The organism is Agrobacterium larrymoorei, from assembly GCF_013322225.1.
In the GTDB taxonomy this organism is placed as follows: Bacteria; Pseudomonadota; Alphaproteobacteria; order Rhizobiales; family Rhizobiaceae; genus Agrobacterium; species Agrobacterium larrymoorei_A.
Window position 1 is genome coordinate 160,776 of record NZ_JAAMFB010000003.1, and the last position, 19,205, is coordinate 179,980.

21 protein-coding genes are annotated in these 19,205 nt (G+C 58.7%); 10 read left to right on the plus strand and 11 right to left on the minus strand.

The features are described from left to right. Window positions 1–6 precede the first annotated feature (6 nt). The 3 genes from fmt to arsC are packed head-to-tail and all read left to right on the plus strand — an operon-like array spanning window position 7 to window position 2,127. Window positions 7–942 (plus strand): methionyl-tRNA formyltransferase, encoded by a 936-nt coding sequence (gene fmt / locus G6L28_RS01200; protein WP_174061947.1) that lies wholly within the window; start codon window positions 7–9, stop codon window positions 940–942. Beyond that, on the plus strand, window positions 942–1,748 hold the full coding sequence (truA, locus tag G6L28_RS01205; protein WP_174061948.1) for a tRNA pseudouridine(38-40) synthase TruA: 807 nt from the start codon (window positions 942–944) through the stop codon (window positions 1,746–1,748). The genes fmt and truA overlap by 1 nt, the downstream gene beginning before the upstream one ends. After that, complete coding sequence (arsC, locus tag G6L28_RS01210) at window positions 1,726–2,127, plus strand: arsenate reductase (glutaredoxin) (RefSeq protein WP_174061949.1); 402 nt, start codon at window positions 1,726–1,728, stop codon at window positions 2,125–2,127. The genes truA and arsC overlap by 23 nt, the downstream gene beginning before the upstream one ends. A 152-nt stretch (window positions 2,128–2,279) precedes the next feature. Here the strand turns inward: arsC and G6L28_RS01215 are convergent, their stop codons facing one another. From G6L28_RS01215 to dapD, 3 genes are read right to left on the minus strand one after another with little or no spacing between them, the layout of a single operon-like run. Next, window positions 2,280–2,876, minus strand: coding sequence for a hypothetical protein (locus G6L28_RS01215; protein WP_174061950.1), 597 nt, complete (start codon window positions 2,874–2,876; stop codon window positions 2,280–2,282). Next, on the minus strand, window positions 2,860–4,056 hold the full coding sequence (gene dapE, locus G6L28_RS01220) for a succinyl-diaminopimelate desuccinylase (RefSeq protein ID WP_174061951.1): 1,197 nt from the start codon (window positions 4,054–4,056) through the stop codon (window positions 2,860–2,862). The genes G6L28_RS01215 and dapE overlap by 17 nt, the downstream gene beginning before the upstream one ends. A 15-nt stretch (window positions 4,057–4,071) precedes the next feature. Beyond that, the gene (dapD, locus tag G6L28_RS01225; RefSeq protein ID WP_174061952.1) at window positions 4,072–4,926 is read right to left on the minus strand and encodes a 2,3,4,5-tetrahydropyridine-2,6-dicarboxylate N-succinyltransferase; all 855 of its coding nucleotides are present in this window, start codon (window positions 4,924–4,926) and stop codon (window positions 4,072–4,074) included. Window positions 4,927–5,064: 138 nt separating this feature from the next. On the opposite strand from dapD, the gene G6L28_RS01230 reads away from it, so the two are divergent. Then, window positions 5,065–5,925, plus strand: coding sequence for an LOG family protein (locus G6L28_RS01230; protein ID WP_174061953.1), 861 nt, complete (start codon window positions 5,065–5,067; stop codon window positions 5,923–5,925). 194 nt (window positions 5,926–6,119) lie between these two features. Here the strand turns inward: G6L28_RS01230 and G6L28_RS01235 are convergent, their stop codons facing one another. After that, window positions 6,120–7,064, minus strand: a complete 945-nt coding sequence (locus G6L28_RS01235) for a nucleoside hydrolase (protein WP_174061954.1) — start codon at window positions 7,062–7,064, stop codon at window positions 6,120–6,122. Between the two features lie 175 nt (window positions 7,065–7,239). Here G6L28_RS01235 and G6L28_RS01240 point away from each other — a divergent pair, with 175 nt between their 5' ends. Then, a complete protein-coding gene (locus G6L28_RS01240; RefSeq protein WP_174061955.1) occupies window positions 7,240–7,665 on the plus strand; it encodes an Hsp20 family protein in 426 nt (141 codons plus the stop codon). A gap of 61 nt (window positions 7,666–7,726) precedes the next feature. Further along, complete coding sequence (locus G6L28_RS01245; protein WP_174061956.1) at window positions 7,727–7,984, plus strand: DUF1150 family protein; 258 nt, start codon at window positions 7,727–7,729, stop codon at window positions 7,982–7,984. A gap of 97 nt (window positions 7,985–8,081) precedes the next feature. Here G6L28_RS01245 and G6L28_RS01250 read toward each other — a convergent pair whose 3' ends face one another. Continuing rightward, window positions 8,082–8,663 (minus strand): EF-hand domain-containing protein, encoded by a 582-nt coding sequence (locus tag G6L28_RS01250; RefSeq protein WP_174061957.1) that lies wholly within the window; start codon window positions 8,661–8,663, stop codon window positions 8,082–8,084. A 106-nt stretch (window positions 8,664–8,769) separates the two neighbouring features. Then, window positions 8,770–9,495 (minus strand): pyrimidine 5'-nucleotidase, encoded by a 726-nt coding sequence (locus G6L28_RS01255; RefSeq protein ID WP_174061958.1) that lies wholly within the window; start codon window positions 9,493–9,495, stop codon window positions 8,770–8,772. 105 nt (window positions 9,496–9,600) lie between these two features. Between G6L28_RS01255 and G6L28_RS01260 the strand changes: the two genes are divergently transcribed. After that, window positions 9,601–10,503: a DMT family transporter gene (locus tag G6L28_RS01260; protein ID WP_174061959.1), complete on the plus strand. Its 903-nt coding sequence runs from the start codon at window positions 9,601–9,603 to the stop codon at window positions 10,501–10,503. On the opposite strand, the gene argB is transcribed toward G6L28_RS01260, so the two are convergent. Further along, window positions 10,504–11,388: an acetylglutamate kinase gene (argB, locus tag G6L28_RS01265; protein ID WP_174061960.1), complete on the minus strand. Its 885-nt coding sequence runs from the start codon at window positions 11,386–11,388 to the stop codon at window positions 10,504–10,506. Between the two features lie 241 nt (window positions 11,389–11,629). On the opposite strand from argB, the gene G6L28_RS01270 reads away from it, so the two are divergent. After that, window positions 11,630–12,007, plus strand: a complete 378-nt coding sequence (locus tag G6L28_RS01270) for a hypothetical protein (protein ID WP_174061961.1) — start codon at window positions 11,630–11,632, stop codon at window positions 12,005–12,007. A gap of 105 nt (window positions 12,008–12,112) precedes the next feature. Here the strand turns inward: G6L28_RS01270 and yihA are convergent, their stop codons facing one another. The 4 genes from yihA to rpmH are packed head-to-tail and all read right to left on the minus strand — an operon-like array spanning window position 12,113 to window position 15,129. Beyond that, window positions 12,113–12,775, minus strand: coding sequence for a ribosome biogenesis GTP-binding protein YihA/YsxC (gene yihA, locus G6L28_RS01275; RefSeq protein WP_174061962.1), 663 nt, complete (start codon window positions 12,773–12,775; stop codon window positions 12,113–12,115). After that, the gene (yidC, locus tag G6L28_RS01280; RefSeq protein ID WP_174061963.1) at window positions 12,772–14,577 is read right to left on the minus strand and encodes a membrane protein insertase YidC; all 1,806 of its coding nucleotides are present in this window, start codon (window positions 14,575–14,577) and stop codon (window positions 12,772–12,774) included. The genes yihA and yidC overlap by 4 nt, the downstream gene beginning before the upstream one ends. Then, on the minus strand, window positions 14,577–14,960 hold the full coding sequence (gene rnpA / locus G6L28_RS01285; protein WP_174061964.1) for a ribonuclease P protein component: 384 nt from the start codon (window positions 14,958–14,960) through the stop codon (window positions 14,577–14,579). Before rnpA ends, yidC begins: the two co-directional genes overlap by 1 nt. A 31-nt stretch (window positions 14,961–14,991) precedes the next feature. Next, the gene (gene rpmH / locus G6L28_RS01290) at window positions 14,992–15,129 is read right to left on the minus strand and encodes a 50S ribosomal protein L34 (RefSeq protein ID WP_010972613.1); all 138 of its coding nucleotides are present in this window, start codon (window positions 15,127–15,129) and stop codon (window positions 14,992–14,994) included. Window positions 15,130–15,499: 370 nt separating this feature from the next. On the opposite strand from rpmH, the gene G6L28_RS01295 reads away from it, so the two are divergent. Further along, window positions 15,500–17,524 (plus strand): methyl-accepting chemotaxis protein, encoded by a 2,025-nt coding sequence (locus G6L28_RS01295; RefSeq protein ID WP_174061965.1) that lies wholly within the window; start codon window positions 15,500–15,502, stop codon window positions 17,522–17,524. A gap of 303 nt (window positions 17,525–17,827) precedes the next feature. Next, entirely contained in the window at window positions 17,828–19,189 is a 1,362-nt protein-coding gene (locus G6L28_RS01300) for a sensor histidine kinase (protein ID WP_234902429.1), read from the plus strand. Window positions 19,190–19,205 lie beyond the last annotated feature (16 nt).

Genomic DNA, 19,205 nt, shown 5'->3' on the forward strand with positions numbered 1-19,205 from the left:
GCGGACATGGCTCTTCGCATCATCTTCATGGGAACGCCGGACTTTTCCGTGCCGACACTGCGCGCGCTGGTCGATGCCGGTCATCAGGTCGTGGCAGTCTACACACAGCCGCCGCGCCCCGGCGGTCGTCGCGGGCTCGATTTGCAGAAGTCGCCCGTGCATCAGGCCGCCGAACTGCTCGGCATCCCGGTCCTGACGCCGCTGAATTTCAAGGCGCAAGAAGACCGCCAGCAGTTTATCGAATTCAACGCCGATGTGGCCGTGGTCGTCGCCTATGGCCTACTGTTGCCGGAAGCGATTTTGAACGGCACGCGGCTTGGCTGCTATAACGGCCACGCGTCGCTGCTGCCCCGCTGGCGCGGTGCGGCCCCCATTCAGCGCGCCATCATGGCGGGCGATGCCGAGACCGGCATCATGGTGATGAAGATGGAAAAGGGGCTGGACACCGGCCCTGTGGCGTTGACGGCGAAGATCACCATCACCGAAAACATGACGGCAGGCGAGCTGCACGACGGCTTGATGCTGGCGGGTAGCCGCCTGATGCGCGAGGGCATGCAGAAGCTGGAAGACAACGATCTGCCGCTTGAGGCTCAGGCCGAAGAGGGCGTGCTTTATGCCGCCAAGATCGACAAGGGCGAAACGCGCATCGGTTTCTCTAAGCCTTCTCAGGATGTGCACAACCACATTCGCGGCCTCTCGCCCTTTCCCGGCGCATGGTTTGAAATGGACATCAACGGCAAGCCGGAACGTGTGAAGGTGCTGGCGAGCGAGCTTGCCACCGGCATGGGCGAGGCGGGTTCCATTCTCGATGACGCTTTGACGGTTGCCTGCGGAAGCGGCGCGGTGCGTCTCGTTCGCTTGCAGAAGGCAGGCGGAAAGCCGATGCTGGCGGCAGATTTCCTGCGGGGAACGCCTGTGCCGCCCGGCACGAGGCTCGGCTGATGCCGCGTTTCCGCATGACCGTGGAATATGACGGCACGCCTTATTACGGCTGGCAGCGTCAGGCTGTCGGTCCCTCGGTTCAGGCCGCGCTCGAAACTGCTATTCTGTCCTTGACCAAGGAAACGGTCAGCATTCGCGGTGCGGGGCGAACGGATTCCGGCGTTCATGCCAGAGGGCAGGTGGCCCACGTCGATCTTTCGCGTGACTGGCAGCCCTATAAGCTGCGCAACGCCCTAAACGCCCATCTGGCGATGGCGGCTGAGGCTGTCTCGGTTCTGGATGTTGAAGCGGTTACCGAAGATTTCGATGCCCGCTTCTCGGCCACTCGTCGCCATTACCTCTACCGCATCATCTGCCGCCGCTCGCGCCTTGCGTTGGAACACAAACGCGCATGGTGGGTGGCGAAGGATCTGGACCATGAGGCCATGCATGCGGCAGCGCAGATGCTGGTGGGGCGGCATGATTTTACCACCTTCCGCTCCGCCCATTGTCAGGCGAACAGCCCGGTCAGAACGTTGGACAGGCTGGATGTGACGCGCGACGGCGATCTCATCGAAATCCGCGCGACCGCCCAGAGTTTTCTGCATAACCAGATTCGGTCTTTCGCCGGTACGCTGAAAATGGCAGGCGAGGGCGCAATGACGCCGGATGATGTGCGGGCCGCCCTCGAAGCTCGGGATCGCAAGGCTTGCGGCCCGGTCGCGCCGCCGGAAGGGCTCTATTTCATGCAGGTGGATTACCCGGACGTCATACCGCCATGGCTGCCGAGAACGGAGACAGTTAATGACGGTGACGATCTATCATAACCCGGCCTGCGGCACCTCCCGCAACACACTCGCCATGATCCGCCAATCGGGCGTGGAGCCGGTGGTCATCGAATATCTGAAGACGCCGCCATCTCGGCAGGAGATTGTCGATCTGGCCAAGCGGATCGGCGTGCCGCTACGCGCGCTTCTGCGGGAAAAGGGGACGCCCTATGCGGAACTGGGTCTTGCCGATGAAGCGTTGAGCGACGACGTACTTCTGGACGCCATCGAAGCCCACCCCATTCTCCTCAACCGGCCCATCGTGGTCACGGAAAAGGGTGCGCGGCTTTGCCGTCCCTCAGAAGTGGTGTTGGAGATATTGCCGAATGCGGATATCGGCAGCTTCACCAAGGAAGATGGTGAGGTCGTCTCTCGCTAATTTCTCCTCCCTCATCCCTGTGCCTGTCACAGGGATCCAGTCGTCGCGCGTCTGCGCAGCGCTAAGAGTCTTCCCGCCCAAAGACTTGGGCTGGCTGGATTCCTGTGACAAGCACAGGAATGAGGTGAGATGCGGAGGATTGCCGTGCAAAATCAGCTCGGATAAACACCCAGAAACCGCTGTAACACCTCTGACAAAATCATGCCGGGAACGAGCAGCGTCATCACCAGCGCGGTGACGAGCAGCGGCTGGTCGCGCACGAAGAATTTGACGATGCGCGAGAAGGTGAAGACCAGCGTCAGCAGCAGCGTGAACCACAGGATCGCCACCAGCCCCTGAAGTGCGGGCAGAAGCAGCGCAATCAGGATCAGTCCCGCATAGGCATAGGAAAATGGCAGCGACAGCCAGTTCGCCACGACAACGAGTGCCGGAAACTTTTCACGCGCGTTGAAGGCGGCAAGCAGCAGTCCGATCAGGACCAGCGGCACCATCCAGCAGATGGCCTCCACCAGCGCCAGCCGGAAAAAGAATATCCCGCCGGTGCGTGTTCCCTCGGGCAGCACGGAAACGTAGGCCTCGTGCCACCAGTACCAGGAAAGCGCCATGGACGGCAGGCACCAGAGTGCGGCATAAAACGACCGCGACATGCCGCGCGGGCTCAGATCCAGATGCTTCGCGCCTTCGGGATTGCCGAGAAACAGCAACCAAAGGCCACGCAGATAATAGGCGACCTCACTCCGTGGCGGCATGGGCGAACCAGCGGGTGATGAAGGTCTCATAGATGCGCGTCAGTGTTTCGAGGTCTGCGACCGATACTCGCTCGTCCACCATGTGCATGGTCTGGCCGACGAGGCCGAATTCCACCACCGGGCAGTAATCCTTGATGAAGCGGGCATCCGAGGTGCCGCCGGTTGTGGAGAGCTTCGGCTCCGTGCCCGTCACTTCTGCAACCGCGCCGGAGAGCGATGAGATCAGCGCATTGTTGCGCGTCAGGAAGACGTGGCTTGGGCGATCTGCCCAGACGATATCGTATTTCACCGGCGCGCGATCCGGGCGCAGCGCGCCGTTTGCGGCTGCCTCATCCAGACGGCGGATGATCTCGGCGCGGACGGTTTCGGCAGTCCATGTGTCGTTGAAACGAATGTTGAAGGCGGCGCTCGCCTTGGCCGGAATGACGTTGGTTGCGGCGTTGCCGGTATCCACGGTCGTCACTTCCAGATTGGAAGGCTGGAAGTTGTCCGTGCCATTGTCGAATGGCGGGTCCATCAGCGCATGGGTCAGCTGCAGCAGCCCGCGAATGGGGTTGTCTGCCAGATGCGGATAGGCTGCGTGGCCCTGCACGCCATGCACGGTGATACGGCCGGATTGCGATCCGCGACGACCGATCTTGATCATGTCGCCAAGCTGGTCCGGGTTTGTCGGTTCGCCCACAAGGCATGCGTCCCACGTCTCGCCTTTGGCGGCCGCCCATTCCAAGAGCTTGGAGGTGCCGTTGATCGAGGGGCCTTCCTCGTCGCCAGTGATGAGGAAGGAGACGGAGCCTTCGGGCGCGCCATGCTTTTCGATATGGCGGGCAATGGCGGCCACGAAACAGGCGATGCCGCCTTTCATGTCCACAGCACCGCGCCCAAACATCTCACCGCCGGAAATCTCGGCGGAAAAAGGCGGATGCGTCCACGCCGCTTCGTCACCCACGGGCACGACATCGGTATGGCCCGCAAACATCAGATGCGGACCATCGGTGCCAAGGCGGGCGTAGAGGTTCTCCACGTCCGGCGTCCCGTCTTCCGTCGCCGTCACGCGATCCACCGTGAAGCCGAGCGGCGACAGAAGCGTATCGAGCAGCGTCAGCGCGCCACCCTCCGCAGGCGTTACCGAAGGGCAACGGATGAGGGCGGCGAGATTGGCGACGGGATCGGTAGCAGTCATGGCTTTGGCCTAATGTTAGTCGCGGAGCAGCTCGTTGATGCCGGTCTTGGACCGGGTCTTCTCGTCGACGGTCTTGACGATGACGGCGCAGTAGAGGCTTGGACCCATCTCGCCGTTCGGGAACGGCTTGCCGGGCATAGCGCCTGCAACGACGACCGAGTAGGGGGGTACTTCGCCATAGGAGATTTCGCCGGTGGCGCGGTTCACGATCTTGGTGGACTTGCCGATATAGACGCCCATGCCAAGCACGGAGCCCTCGCGGATGATGCAGCCTTCAACGACTTCCGAACGCGCGCCGATGAAGCAGTTGTCTTCGATGATGGTCGGACCAGCCTGAAGCGGCTCCAGAACGCCGCCGATGCCAACGCCGCCGGAAAGGTGAACATGCTTGCCGATCTGCGCACAGGAGCCGACGGTCGCCCATGTATCGACCATGGTGCCTTCATCGACATAAGCGCCGAGATTGACGAAGGATGGCATCAGCACCACGTTCTTGGCAACATAGGCAGAGCGGCGCACGACGGCGTTCGGCACGGCGCGGAAACCTGCGGCGCGGAACTGGTTCTCGCCCCAGTTCTCGAACTTGGAAGGCACCTTGTCCCACCATGTGGATTCGCCCGGACCGCCTGTGACGATTTCCATGTCGTTGAGGCGGAAGGACAGCAGCACGGCCTTTTTCAGCCACTGGTTCACCGTCCAGTTCCCGTCAGCGCCCTTTTCAGCGACGCGGACCTGACCGGCGTCCAGAAGGTTCAGCGAGGTTTCGACTGCATCGCGGATTTCGCCCTTGGTGGAAAGGTTCACGCTGTCGCGATTTTCGAAGGCGGTTTCGATGATTTTTTCGAGGGAGCCAAGTTCCGAGCTGCTCATGAGAATTCCTTAAACTTCGCTGACTATCGTCAAATGCAGGGAAACATCCGCACCGCTGGCCGGACACGGCCAATTGCTCTAAGCGAGTGTTCCAAAGGCGTCAATGTGATTTGATGCGGGCGAATGAAAGGCATGGAAATGGCGAAACTTAAAAACGGCAAGCTGCGGCGCAAGGACGGCGTCTGGGACCCATTAAAGAGCAGCTCCGATGACAAGCAGCATGCCGAGGTCGTTCCGCAGACCCCGCAAACCGCCTCGCCATCCTACCGTCTCGCCTACACCGACACAGATTTCCTCTGCCGTGAAGAGCTGCGCCCTATCCGTCTCCAGCTGGAGCTTCTGAAAACGGAAATGGTGCTGTCCGAGCGCGGCATCAAATCGACAGTGGTTCTCTTCGGCGGCGCTCGTATTCCCGAACCGGGTGCGAGTGCCTGGGCGGCTCGCAACGACAGACAGAAGAAAAATCTCGAAGCCGCCTCGGTCTATTACGAGGAGGCGCGCAAATTTGCGAAAATCTGCGCTTTGGAAGCGGAAAAACACGATCACCGTGAGTATGTCGTCGTCACCGGCGGCGGGCCGGGCGTGATGGAGGCAGGAAATCGCGGCGCTTCGGAGGCGGGCGCACCCTCTATCGGCCTCAACATCGTGCTACCGCATGAACAGGCCCCCAATCCCTATGTGACGCCGGAACTTGCCTTCAACTTCCACTATTTTGCCATCCGCAAGATGCATTTCCTGATGCGCGCCAAAGCGGTTGTGGTGTTTCCCGGCGGCTTTGGCACGATGGACGAGCTTTTTGAAACGCTGACGCTCATCCAGACCAAGCGCATGGCCCCAATCCCGCTTATCCTGTTCGGAGAGGCGTTCTGGCATTCCATCGTCAACTTCAAGGCGCTTGCCGATTTCGGCACCATCGCCCCGGAAGACATGGAGCTGCTGCACTTCGTGGAAACCGCCGACGATGCTTGGAAGATCATTGCGGACTATTATGAGCATTGAGTTTTCTTGGGGAGGGGAGGGCAGTGCCATAGCTACACCCACCAACGTCATCCTCGGGCTTGACCCGAGGATCTACTACGATTGATTAAGGGGTTCGTTAGATCCTCGGCTCAAGGCCGAGGATGACGATGGAGAGGGTGTCCCGCATCAAGTGCGGGATGACGGCGTGGGTGAGGCGGCCTCTTAGGCCCACGTCAAATCCGGGCAAGCCGCTCCGTCAGCAGTTCGAAGAACCCGTCCGCGTCCACATCGCGCATCACCCGCGCATTGGCCGGGCGACCCGTGACCTTCCACCAGTCCACCACGGTCATGCCCATGGTAAGCTCGGAGTTCACCTCGATCTCGACATTGCAGTCACGGCCACCGAACAGTTCCGGTTTGATCAGATAGGCGATCACGCTCGGATCGTGCAGCGGCCCGCCATCGGAGCCATATTTTTCGATATCGAAGCGTTCGAAGAACTCGAGCATTTCGACCATGGCAATGGCGGCGGGCGTGCCGATCTCGCGGATGCGAGCGACGCGGGCCTTGGTCGTCAGAAGTTGATGGGTGACGTCGAGCGGCATCATGACGAGTGGAATACCGGAACGAAAGACGATGTCTGCTGCATGCGGATCGACATAGATGTTGAATTCCGCCGCAGGCGTGATGTTGCCTCCCTCGAAGAAGCCGCCGCCCATCAGCACCAGTTCCTTGACGCGGGGCGCTATATCCGGTGCCTTCTGAAGCGCGGTCGCAACATTGGTGAGCGCGCCGAGCGTGCAGAGCGTCACCGTGCCCGCTGGTTCGCGGCGCAGGGTCTCGATGATGAAGTCGATCGCGTTCTGCGACTGCGCTTCAAGCGTCGGCTCCGGCAGTGTCGGGCCATCAAGGCCGGTCGAACCGTGCACATGCTCGGCGGTAATCGGCGCGCGAACCAGCGGGCGCTCGCAGCCTTCGTAAACGGGAATTTCCGTGCGCTTGCACAGCTCCAGCATAATGCGGATGTTGCGGCTGGTCAGCTTCAGCGGCACGTTGCCTGCAACTGCGCAGAGGCCGAGGATTTCGATTTCCTCGGGGCTCGCCAACGCAAGCATGATGGCTGCTGCATCGTCCTGTCCCGGATCGGTGTCGATGATGATTTTTCTGCGCTCGGCCATAGATTGATCCTGTCTTGCTTTGGTGTGTCTTTTCTGGCGGCTTTGAAGGGCTTGTCAAGCTCAAGCGCATTTCGCTCTACCATCGCCTTGAGTTTCAAACACCATATTACCATATGCACAAAGGCCGCCGCTTAAGGGGCTGAACAAGGTCGCTTGGATACAAGGACAGGAAGATATGAGCCGCATGACGCCGTTCACGCACCCGCTGATGCTGGGGTTCGATGCCATGGAAAAAACGCTGGAGCGTATGGCGAAATCGAATGACGGCTATCCTCCCTACAATATCGAACGTCTTGCGGCGGAAGGCGGAAGCCCCGAACGTTTACGCATCACCATAGCCGTTGCCGGTTTTTCCGAAGACGATCTGGATGTAACGACAGCCGATAACCAGCTCATTATTCGCGGACGCCAGCAGGAGCAGGAAAAGCGGGATTACCTGCATCGTGGCATTGCTGCACGCCAGTTTCAACGGGTCTTCGTGCTAGCGGATGGCATGCAGGTAAACGACGCCCGGCTCAAAAACGGGCTTTTGTCGATCGAACTTATCCGTCCTGAAATGGCCAACATAGTGAAGAAAATTAACATTTCCGTCCCAGACTAGGATTCTGGACGCTCAGGCGACGCATATCGGCGCAGCGGTCCTGGAATATGGAGGCTGGAAAATGCTTTTGAAAGAAGCGCATGCGCGCCTGACGAGATCCCAGCTTGCTCACATTGGAGCAGGGGAAGTGGGATATATCCGCAAGATGCGCGCCGAGCAGGTCACGGAATGTTTCCCGGAAGCTCCTCAGATCGATCCCGGTCTCGACCTCTGGGCGCTGTTTGGCGCGGACGGCACACCGATTCTGCTAACGGACAATCGCTCCAGCACCTTCTTCAAGGCCGCCGAGGATGAGTTGCGCACCGTCAGCCTGCACTAGGCGCGCTTTAATTGTCCTCTGGTTCTGGCTACAGATGCATTGCTCTGCAAGTTGAAAGGCCCGCAAACTGCGGGCCTTGTCGTATATGATCTGACGCTTACAGGAATGGACGGTCCGGCATGTCATCGATGTTGATGGTGCCGTCATTGTTCTTGTCGAGGCGGGTGAACATCTTGTCTCCGGCCGCAGTGAATTCCGCCTTGCTGATCTGGCCATTGCCATCGGTGTCGGCCATGGCGAACATGCCGTTCATCCTGCCTTTGCCCTTGCCCCAACCCTTGCCCTCGGCGCGGGTTTCATGGCGCTTGCCTTCATGTTTACCTGCCTTGTCGCCCTCGGCCTTTGCATTTTCTTTTTCAGGGCGAGGGTTAGCTTCGCGCCAGGCTTCCATCTTGGTCTTGCGATAATCACGCATTTCCTTCGGCGTGATCGAACCGTCCTTGTCGGCGTCGATCTCGGTGAAGAGCGCGTCCTGACGGGTGGTGAATTCTTCCTTGGTCACCTTGCCGTCCTTGTTCGTGTCAGCCGTCTTCAGCAGATAAACGAACGCCATTTCCGGGCGCATGGGAGGTCCATGCCTGTCCGGGCCACCGCGTGGTGCGGCAAATGCCATTGGTGCCGCAGCGCTGAGCAACAGGGCGCCGCCAAGAGCAGTGAGGGCGATTTTTCGTTTCATCATCGTCGTTACCTTTCCTTTGGTGTCCCTTTAGAGAAAGGTATGGGCCTCGACGCCATGTCGCCACTTAAACATCCGTAAGGTGGATGAAGAATTGGTAATATATCCGCTAAGCTTTGTGACGCTCCTCGTTCAAAACATCGAGGAACGATGCAAGATCGTCGGTGATGTAGTCGATGTGGTCGTCTGTCTCGGCAGGGATTTCCCATCGCTCCATGACGATACCTTCAAGGTTGCGCGGCACCAGAAGAACGGTTTTCATGCCAAGTGTCTTGGGGGCAGTCAGGTTGCGCGGCAGGTCCTCGAACATCGCTGCCTTGGTCGTGTCGAGATTCTGCAGCGCCGCGAACTTTTCATATGTCTGGCTGGCAGGCTTGGGCAGGTATCCGGCAGCAACAATATCGAAGATATCCTCGAAATGATCGAGGATTCCGAGCGCACCGGCAGCCGCCTGCGCATGTTTGACGCTGCCATTGGTCAGAATGAACTTGCGACCGGGGAGGGCCTTGATCGCCTCACCCAGTTTTGGATCTGGAAGCAGCGCCGAATAGTCGATGGCATGCGCCTTTTCCAGAAAGTCGTTGGGGTCGATGCCGTAATGGATCATCAGCCCCTGAAGCGTCGTGCCGTGCTCATGGTAATAGCGCTTTTGCAGGCTACGAGCCTCGTCCGTCTCCATCTGCAACAGCTCGGCCACATAGGCGGTCATGTTGCTATCGATCTGTGAGAAGAGGTTGATGTGGTGCGGATAGAGCGTGTTGTCGAGGTCGAAGACCCATTCGCTCACATGACTGAAGTCCGCTGCGTCCGGGCTGTTTTTCGGCTTTGTGTTCATGGCAGGCTTTATGCCTGCTTCTGCCAGTAAAGAAAATCGAAAAGGCGACGGGTTCTGTGCTTTCCGAGCTTGGGTAGGAAAACATCTGCGTGGTAGCGATGGTGTATGGAACTCTGGATACCTATCACCATCGCGGCTGCCTTCATGCAGAACCTGCGCTCTGCCTTGCAGAAACACCTGCAAGGCTCGCTCGGCACACGTGGCGCGAGCTTCGTTCGCTTCGGCTACGGCTTTCCGCTGGCGGTACTTTATGTGCTTTTCCTCCGCTATGGCGCAGGTGAAATCTTTCCATCATTCGGCCTGTCGTTTTTTATATGGGCGGTGATCGGTGGGCTGGCGCAAATTTTTGCGACCATGATGCTTGTGTATCTGTTTTCGCTGCGAAACTTCGCGGTCGGCACGGCCTATTCGAAAACGGAGCCGGTGCAGGCGGCGCTGTTTGGCTTCCTCATCCTCGGTGAAAGACTGACGACCGGTTCAATCATCGCCATCAGTGTCGGCATCGTCGGCGTCATGATCATTTCCATGGCGCGCATGCCGCTGTCGTGGCGCAGTCTACTGGTGGCCATGACAAGCCGGACAGCCCTTATCGGCATCGCGTCCGGTGGCGTCTTCGGCATTTCGGCGGTTGCCTACCGCAGCGCTTCGCTATCACTGGAGGGGGCGGGGGCGATCATGTCCGCAGCCGCCACGCTTGCCTGCGTCACCACATTTCAGACAGTGTTCATGCTGGTGTGGATGTTCTGGAAAGACAAACGGGAAATCGTGCAGGTGCTGGTGACGTGGCGCTCATCTGCTTTGGTCGGTATCGCAGGCGTCCTGGGGTCTGCTTGCTGGTTCACCGCCATGACACTGCAACAGGTCGCTTACGTGCGGGCGCTCGGGCAGATCGAACTGGTGTTCACCTTCATGGCTTCCTACTTCCTGTTCCGGGAGCGGGCGAATGCCATGGAGATTGCAGGATGCCTGCTGATCGTCACAGGCATCCTGGGGCTGTTGTTCTTTTGATCAGGGAACGATCAACGTTCCTGCGCCTTCGGTGAAGATTTCCAAGAGGACGGAGTGCGGCGTCTTGCCGTTGAGGATGACGACGCCCTGAACACCGGCCTGAATGGCCTCGATGCAGGTTTCGACCTTCGGGATCATCCCTCCGGAAATCGTGCCGTCCTTGATCAGCGCGCGCGCCTGAGAGACGGTCAACTCCTTGATCAATTCCTTGTTCTTGTCGAGAACGCCTTCAACATCGGTCAGGAACAGCAGGCGGCTGGCGTGCAAAGCTCCGGCGATCGCACCTGCAAAGGTATCCGCGTTGATGTTGTAGGTCGCACCATCTCGGCCGGGCGCGACGGGAGCGATGACCGGGATCATTTCGGACTTGGCCAGAAGGTCGAGCAGCGTGCGGTCGACTTCCACGACTTCGCCCACGAAGCCAAGGTCGAGAACGCGTTCGATATTGCTGTCGGGATCGATCACGGTCTTGCGTGCCTTTTCGGCGAAGACCATGTTGCCGTCCTTGCCGCAAAGACCGATCGCCCATTCGCCCGTCTGGTTGATGAGTGCGACGATTTCCTTGTTGATTGAACCCGCCAGTACCATCTCGACGATTTCCACGGTCTTTGCGTCGGTCACGCGCAGGCCGCCTTCGAACTTCGATTCGATACCCATCTTGGAGAGCATAGCGCCGATTTGCGGGCCGCCGCCATGAACGACGATCGGGTTGATACCGGACTGTTTCAGCAGTGCGATGTCTTCGGCAAAGGCCTTTCCGAGTGCGTGATCCCCCATGGCATGGCCGCCGTATTTCACCACGATGGTCTTGTTTTCATATTTTTGCATGAAGGGAAGGGCCTGAGCCAGAAGCCGGGCCTGCATTTCGCTTTCGGAACTTGCCATCGAAAAAACCTCATCCTTGATTGCCGCGCTTTTAACCCATGTTTTTGACGGATGAAACAAGGATGCGGCCTACGCATCCAAGAAATTTCGAACACGTTTTTTCAAGGCCGCCCTATTTTCGTTGACATGGGGGTTCAATCGGAACAGCTTTGTAGCGGGAGATGCGCCGTTTCCAGTGAGGGTTGCACTGGAAAGCCGTTACGCGAACGGTGGCGCGATGGATGTAGGAGTTCGATAACGAATGACCTTGCCGGATCGGGAGAAAAAGAGCGGCTTGAAGGATGAGGTGCTTGCGGGCGAATATGTGCTCGGCGCGCTGCCGGACGATGTGCGCGTTGAACTTGCCAAGCGCGTGAAAAGAGATCGCCAGTTTGCGGCCATGGTGCGCCGTTGGCAGGAAAATCTCGGAGAAACAGAAAGCCGTGACCGCCGCACTTTTGCGTCCTATATGGATGCATCGATGGATCACGCCTTGCGCAGACCGGATGACAGGCTTCACCGCAGCATTTACGGACGTTTCTCTATCATTTCATCATTATGGAATTCGGCGCGCTTCTGGCGGCTGACGACACTTGCCGCGATCTTGTGGGCGATGGTGCTTCTTTTCACCATCGCCTAACGCATGTCTCGCAAACGTGTGCAGTGTTTTGCGTCGGAACGATGCGCTAAAACGATAAGTTGGAGCACCTTCGCATTTCGAGAAAATGCGAAGGCACTCTCAACCTCAGGTCTGAGCGTAGCCGACGGTCCTGCAAACCTCGGCGCGCAATTCGTCCAGACCAGCAGATTTCTCCGAAGATGTTGCCAGGACTTCCGGGTAGGCGGCGGGGCGCTTGCGTATTTTTTCCAGCGTTTCGCTCACGAGGCGCGGAACCGCTGGTTCCTTGATCTTGTCGGTCTTGGTTAGAACGATCTGGTAGGACACAGCCGCTTTGTCGAGAAGCTTCAACACGTCCTCGTCGTTCTGCTTGATGCCGTGGCGAGAATCGATCAGCACGTAAACGCGCTTCAGGGTCGCTCGACCGCGCAGATAGTCGAAAACCAGCTTCGTCCAGTCGTCCACCTTATCCTTGGGGGCCTGAGCGTAGCCGTAGCCCGGCATATCAACCAATGCCATCGGCGGAAGATCATCACCCGCACCAGAATAGCCATCCGGAACGAAATAGTTCAGTTCCTGTGTGCGTCCAGGCGTATTGGATGTGCGCGCCAGTCCTTTGTGGCCGACCAGCGCATTGATGAGCGACGACTTGCCGACGTTTGATCGTCCAGCGAAAGCGATTTCCGCCGGGCCTTCAGGTGGCAGGAACTTCATGGCGGGAACGCCGCGGATGAAAATCCACGGCCTTCCGAAGAGCGGCTTGTCCTGTGCGGGCTTGTCCGCCGTCATTTGGATTGCACCGGCTTTCGCTTGAACAGCCCTTTCAGGTTGTCGAACAGTTCGATCTTGGCGCCATGGCGCTTCATGATGACGGCCTGCTGCGAGATGGACAGCGTGTTGTTCCAAGCCCAGTAGATAACGAGACCGGCAGGGAACGAAGCCAGCATGAAGGTGAAGATCAGCGGCATCCAGGTGAAGATCATCGCCTGGGTCGGATCTGGCGGCGTCGGGTTCATGCGCATCTGCAGGAACATGGTGATGCCCATAATGATTGGCCAGACGCCGATCATCAGGAAGTGCGGAACGTCGTAAGGCAGAAGACCGAACAGGTTGAAGAGCGAGGTCGGGTCCGGCGCAGACAGGTCATGAATCCAGCCAAAGAACGGCGCGTGGCGCATTTCGATGGTGACATAGATGACCTTGTAGAGCGCAAAGAAGACGGGGATCTGCAGCAGCATCGGCCAGCAGCCGGCAACCGGGTTGATCTTCTCTTCCTTATAGAGCGCCATCATCGCCTGCTGCATAGCCATGCGGTCATCGCCATGCTTTGCCTTCAGCTCTTCCATCTTCGGCTGCACGCGCTTCATGTTGGCCATGGAGGCATATTGCTTGCTGGCCAGCGGGAAGAATAGAAGCTTGACGACGATGGTGGTGAGAAGGATCGCGACGCCGAAGTTGCCAACGTGACGGAAGAAGAAGTCCATCAGTTTGAACATCGGCTTGGTGATGAAGTAGAACCAGCCCCAGTCGATCAGAAGGTCGAACTTCGGAATGGCATACTGCGTCTCGTAGCGGTCCACCAGCGGCACTTCCTTGGCACCGGCGAAGACGAGGTTCTTCAGTTCGATGGATTGGCCGGGCGCAACGGTCACGGCGTCGCCGCGATAGTCGGCCTGGTAACGAGGCTGGCCATCGGTAAAGTGCGAGAAGGTGGTTTCGACAGGAACAGCCTGCGGCGGGACGATGGCCGCTGCCCAGTATTTGTCGGTGATGCCGAGCCAGCCGCCGGTTGCCTTCGGCAACTTCATCGGTGCTTCCTCGGCCTTCTTGTAGGTCTCTTCCGAAAGACCGCCATCCGTGCCGGAAACGCCCAGGAAGCCTTCGTGAATAACGAAGACGGCAGGAGTCGTCGGCTTGTTGTTGCGGGTGATGCGACCGTAGCTCGACAGAGAGATCGGCTCCTGGCCGGGGTTCTCGATCTTATCGGTGACCGTGATCATGTAATGATCGTCGATTGCAATCGTACGGTTGAAGACGACGCCCTTGTCGTTGGTAAAAGAGAGCGTGACCGGCGTGGATTCGGTCAGTTTCGCGCCGCTCTGAGCGGTCCAGACGGTGGTCGGGCCCGGAACGGTGCCGACGGTCTCGCTGCCGATATAGCCGAGCTCGGTGAAATAGCCGTCGCGCGACTGGGAGGGCGAAAGGAGCGTGATGATCGGGCTCGAGTCGTCCACGGTCTCGTGGTATTCCTTGAGGCGAATGTCATCGAGACGCGCACCCGTCAGGTTGATCGAACCAGCAACCGCATTGGTGTCGATTTCGACGCGTTCGGATTTCGCGAGTGCTTCCTCACGCGACGCGCTGGCGGCCTGCTGGCCTGTTGCACCCGGAAGTGCGCCGCTCGGAGCCGCTGCTCCCGTGCCGGTCGAAGGTGAGGAGGTTTGTGTCTGTTGCGTGGCCTGCTGCGCCTGACGTGCTTCTTCGGCGCGGCGCTGCTGCTCTATCCGAGGATTCATGTAGAGAAATTGCCAGGCAAGGACGATGACAACCGAAAGGCCGATCGCGATGAAGTAATTGCGGTTTTTTTCCATCATTCTTTCCTGGAGCGGGTCTCCCGGGAGCGTCCGGATTTCGCGCGTCCCTCGATCCGCTCTATGAGCAAGTTTTCCAGTACGGCGAATTCGGTGTTCAAGGCGTCCCTTCGGGCGACAATCACATAGTCATGTCCGGGTTTCATTGCAAACCCGGCGGAAAGCCTTACGGCCTCCCTTAAACGGCGGCGCATACGATTGCGCTCGACCGCATTTCCCTGGCGCTTGGTGACGGTAAAACCGACCCTTGGTTCGGTTTCGGGAGCCTGCCGGTCCAGCACCTCCAGAAGAAAAGTGCTGCCGCGTCTTTTCTCCCCCGCCTGCACGGCAAGGAATTCCGGCCGGTTTTTCAACCGACCGGGCATTTTCTTCTTATCTGTCATGTGCCGCGACTTTCATCGGGCAATAGCCTGATTAGGCCGACAGACGTGCACGACCGCGTGCGCGGCGAGCAGCCAGAACCTTGCGGCCACCAGCAGTAGCCATGCGGGCACGGAAGCCGTGACGACGCTTGCGAACAAGCTTGGACGGCTGAAAAGTACGCTTCGACATTTATTTAATACCGCGGGGTGCGGCCCTTCTTGGATCCGCCCTCAAAGGGGCAGGAGCGTTTCGATTATGTCCCGGCCAGCCGCGCAAGCGGCAAGATGCCCAGACGTGCGGGCTTATAAGGGCTTAAGGGCTGCAAAGTCAATTGCCGAACCATTTTCACAGCAGGCTACATCTGAACTGCGCGCCAGAGTGGTATAATTTGCTATTAATCAAGTTCAAACTACCTCTGGGCAAGAAGATATTTTTATTGATGACTAAAATCGGAAATTCTTTCTTAAGAGGATTTTTGTATTTGTTATAGCGACGAACGATCACATCGATTTCGTTTCTCGCTTTTTGCGAGATAAGGCGTTTTTGAGGGGAATACGCAGTGAAAATTCGAGGCAAAATCAATCTTCTCGTCGGTTTGCTCAGTCTGGTGGCATGCACGATCGGCGGATTATCAATTTATGCGGTGAACACCTATCACCAACAAACGCTCGCGCTGGACGCCGTCGCGGACCGGGCCAGACGGGGGGAAACGCTCAACCGGCTCGCCACGGCCGTCGTCATGGAATCGCGTGGCATCTATGCCTCGACAGATACGGCAGGGGCGGCGAAGTTTGCGGATGGTATTCTGAAAAACCTGAACGACATGGCTGCCCTGCTGGTGGAATGGAAACCACATGTTCCGGCCTCGCAAGCGGCGCTGTTCAGCAATCTTGAGAAACGTTTTGCGGAATTCCGCACATTCCGGATGGAAACGGCGCGGCTCGGCCGCGACGTCAGCCCCGGTGATGCCAATGCACAGGGAAACAACGAGGCAAACCGCGAAAACCGCAAGGCTTACCAGGCTGAGATCGACGCAATGGTGAAGGCTGATCTGGCAGAGCTTTCCGCGATCAAGGTGGGTATCGAGGATTTCGGCCAAACGATCTTCCTTGTCGTGCTTTTTGTAACAGCTGGCGGGGTGATCCTTGGTGCGGTCACCGGCCTCTACATGGGCTCGAAACAGTTGAGCGCGCCCATCCTCAATGTCTCCCGCGTCATGAACGCAGTGGCCGAGGGTAATCTTGAGGCGGACGTGCCGTACCTCGACCGCAAGGACGAGATCGGCGAAATGGCTGCTGCCGTCGAGGTCTTCAAGCGCAATGGTCTTGAAGTCCGCCGGATGAACGCGCAGGAAACGGCAATGCGCGCCAAGAGCGATGACCTTCAGGCTGGCATGGCCGAGGTCGTGAGTGCCGCCGCTGCGGGCGATTTCAGCCGCCGGATCACCAAGGATTACGGAGACGACAACCTCAACCGTTTTGCACAGAACATCAACGAACTGCTGGTCAGCGTGGACAGCGGCGTGTCCGAAACCGGCCGCGTCATGGGGAGCCTCGCCCACGGCGATCTGACGCAATCCATGAACGGCAGATATCAGGGCGTCTTTGCCGAGTTGCAGGCCAACGTCAACGAAACCCTGTCCAAGCTGAAGGATACGATGTCTGAAGTGCGTGGAAGCACGGAAAGCATCAATGGCAATGCCAACGAGCTACGCTCTGCCGCGGACGATCTCTCCAAGCGTACCGAGCAGCAGGCTGCGGCCCTTGAACAGACCTCGGCAGCTCTCGATGAAATTACCGCCGTGGTGAAGAATTCCACGGAACGCGCCCAGGAAGCCAGCACAATGGTGTCCGAAGCCAAGGAGAAAACGGCGGAATCCGCACGGGTCGTTCGCGACGCCGTATCGGCCATGGGCCGCATCGAACAGGCATCGCGTGAAATCAGCCAGATCATCAATGTTATCGATGAGATTGCCTTCCAGACCAACCTTCTGGCGCTGAACGCCGGCGTCGAGGCTGCGCGTGCCGGTGAGGCGGGCAAGGGCTTTGCCGTCGTGGCGCAGGAAGTGCGTGAACTGGCACAGCGTTCCGCGAATGCCGCCAAGGATATCAAGGCGCTGATCACCAAATCCGGCACCGAAGTCGGCAACGGTGTGACGCTGGTGCAGCAGACGGGTGTGGCTCTGGATGAAATCGAAACGCGCGTGCTGCGCATCAATGATCACATCCATTCGATTGCAACAGCGGCCAAAGAGCAGTCCACCGGTCTTACCGAGGTGAACACCGCCATCAACCAGATGGATCAGGTCACGCAGCGTAACGCGGCCATGGTGGAGGAAACCTCCGCTGCGACCCACAAGCTCAGCGGCGAGGCGACAAACCTTCTGTCGCTTGTGTCCCGCTTCCGCGTCGGTAGCGAAACGGCAACGGCGGTGGCTTATGCGGCACCCTCGCGTCCTGCCGCGGCATCGCCAAGGTCGGCTCCCGTCGCTTCCCCCGCCCGCAAGATGATGGGTAACGTCGCCCGCGCCTTTAACGGAAATGCGGCCGTCGCACAAAACAAGGATGACTGGGAAGAGTTCTGAGAACACGCCTCAATCGCGTATACAAACGCCGCCTTCGAGGGCGGCGTTTTCCGTTTCAGCGCATCAATTCTGCCGATTTTCCTGCATCCCTTTGAAAAACAGGGTTCAAAACCTTATTATGGCTTGGAATTCGCTGGTCCCACCGATATGAAACCAGAGGCCCAAGCATCGATAGGAAAAGGCCCGGTGTTCTCGACAGTCAAAAATGTGACCGACCGTCAGCATGCGGACCCGCAAAGCGAGGTGCCGAGCCTGACGAAGGGGCTGTCGGGCCGCCTGCTGTTACTGACGGTGATCTTCGTGATGATCGCCGAAGTGCTGATTTTCGTCCCCTCTGTCGCCAATATGCGCCTGTCATGGCTGCGCGACCGCCTGAATACAGCCGCTGCCGCCGGTGTCGTGATCGACGGGCTGCAAACCGAACTGCCCAGAACCGTCCAGAACGATACCTTGCTGGCCACGGGGGCCAAGCTCATCGCGCTGAAGAAAGATGGCACTTCGACCCTCCTTGCCGCAACCGAAGTGCCGCCCTCCGTCGATGAGCAATATGACCTCTCCGACGTCTCGCAGCTCAGCGCCGTCCGCGATGCCTTTTCCGTGATGCTGTCCGGCGGTGACCGTGTCATCCGCGTCTTCGATGTCATTGGCGATAGTGATATGATCATCGAAATCGTCATCGGCGAGCGCAAGCTCAAAGCCGCGATGATCGCCTATGCAGGCAACGTGCTGATGATTTCGATTGCCCTGTCGCTGATCACCGCCAGCCTGATTTTCGTGTCGATCAATCGCATCCTCATCCGGCCCATCCGTCGGCTGACGGTAGGCATGCAGACCTTTTCCGAACAGCCGGACGATCCTGCGCGCGTATTCAGGCCGGAAGACGGTAGCGACGAACTGGCCGTTGCAGGCCGCCATCTGGCGGACATGCAGGCCCAGCTACAGAAGACACTGCGCCAGCAGAAGAACCTTGCCGATCTGGGCCTTGCCGTGTCCAAGATCAACCACGACATGCGTAACATCCTGTCTTCGGCGCAATTGATGTCGGACCGGCTGGTGGATGTGGAAGATCCCATGGTGCGCAGTTTTGCGCCCAAGCTGCTCCGAACCATCGACCGCGCCGTTGGCTATACCAGCGAAGTCCTTGCTTACGGGCAGGCAACGGAAGGCGCACCAAAGCGGCGCATGATACTGCTCGACGAGCTGGTTCAGGACGTGAAAGACATCCTTGCGATCGACCCCGATGGCAGTGTCGAATTTGTGGATAGCGTACCGGCCGATCTCAGGGTGGACGCAGATGGCGAACAGATGTTCCGCGTCCTCTACAATCTCTGTCGAAACGCGGTGCAGGCTTTACAGCAGGCAAGCCCGGAGGATTATCCGGTAAAGCGACTGACGATTGCTGCACAGCGAAGCGGTGACGTGGTCAGCATCGTCATAGACGATAACGGTCCCGGCATGCCGCAAAAGGCACGCGAAAACCTCTTCTCCGCCTTCCGCGGTTCCGCCCGTTCCGGTGGCACCGGCCTTGGCCTGGTTATCGCACGCGAACTGGTGCTGTCCCACAAGGGAACCATTGCGCTGGTCGAGAAGTCGGATCGTGGCACGCAATTCCGCATCGAGATCACCGACCGTCCGTCGACCCAGTCCGGTGCAGCCGACATCTAATTTGTGACGGCCGATT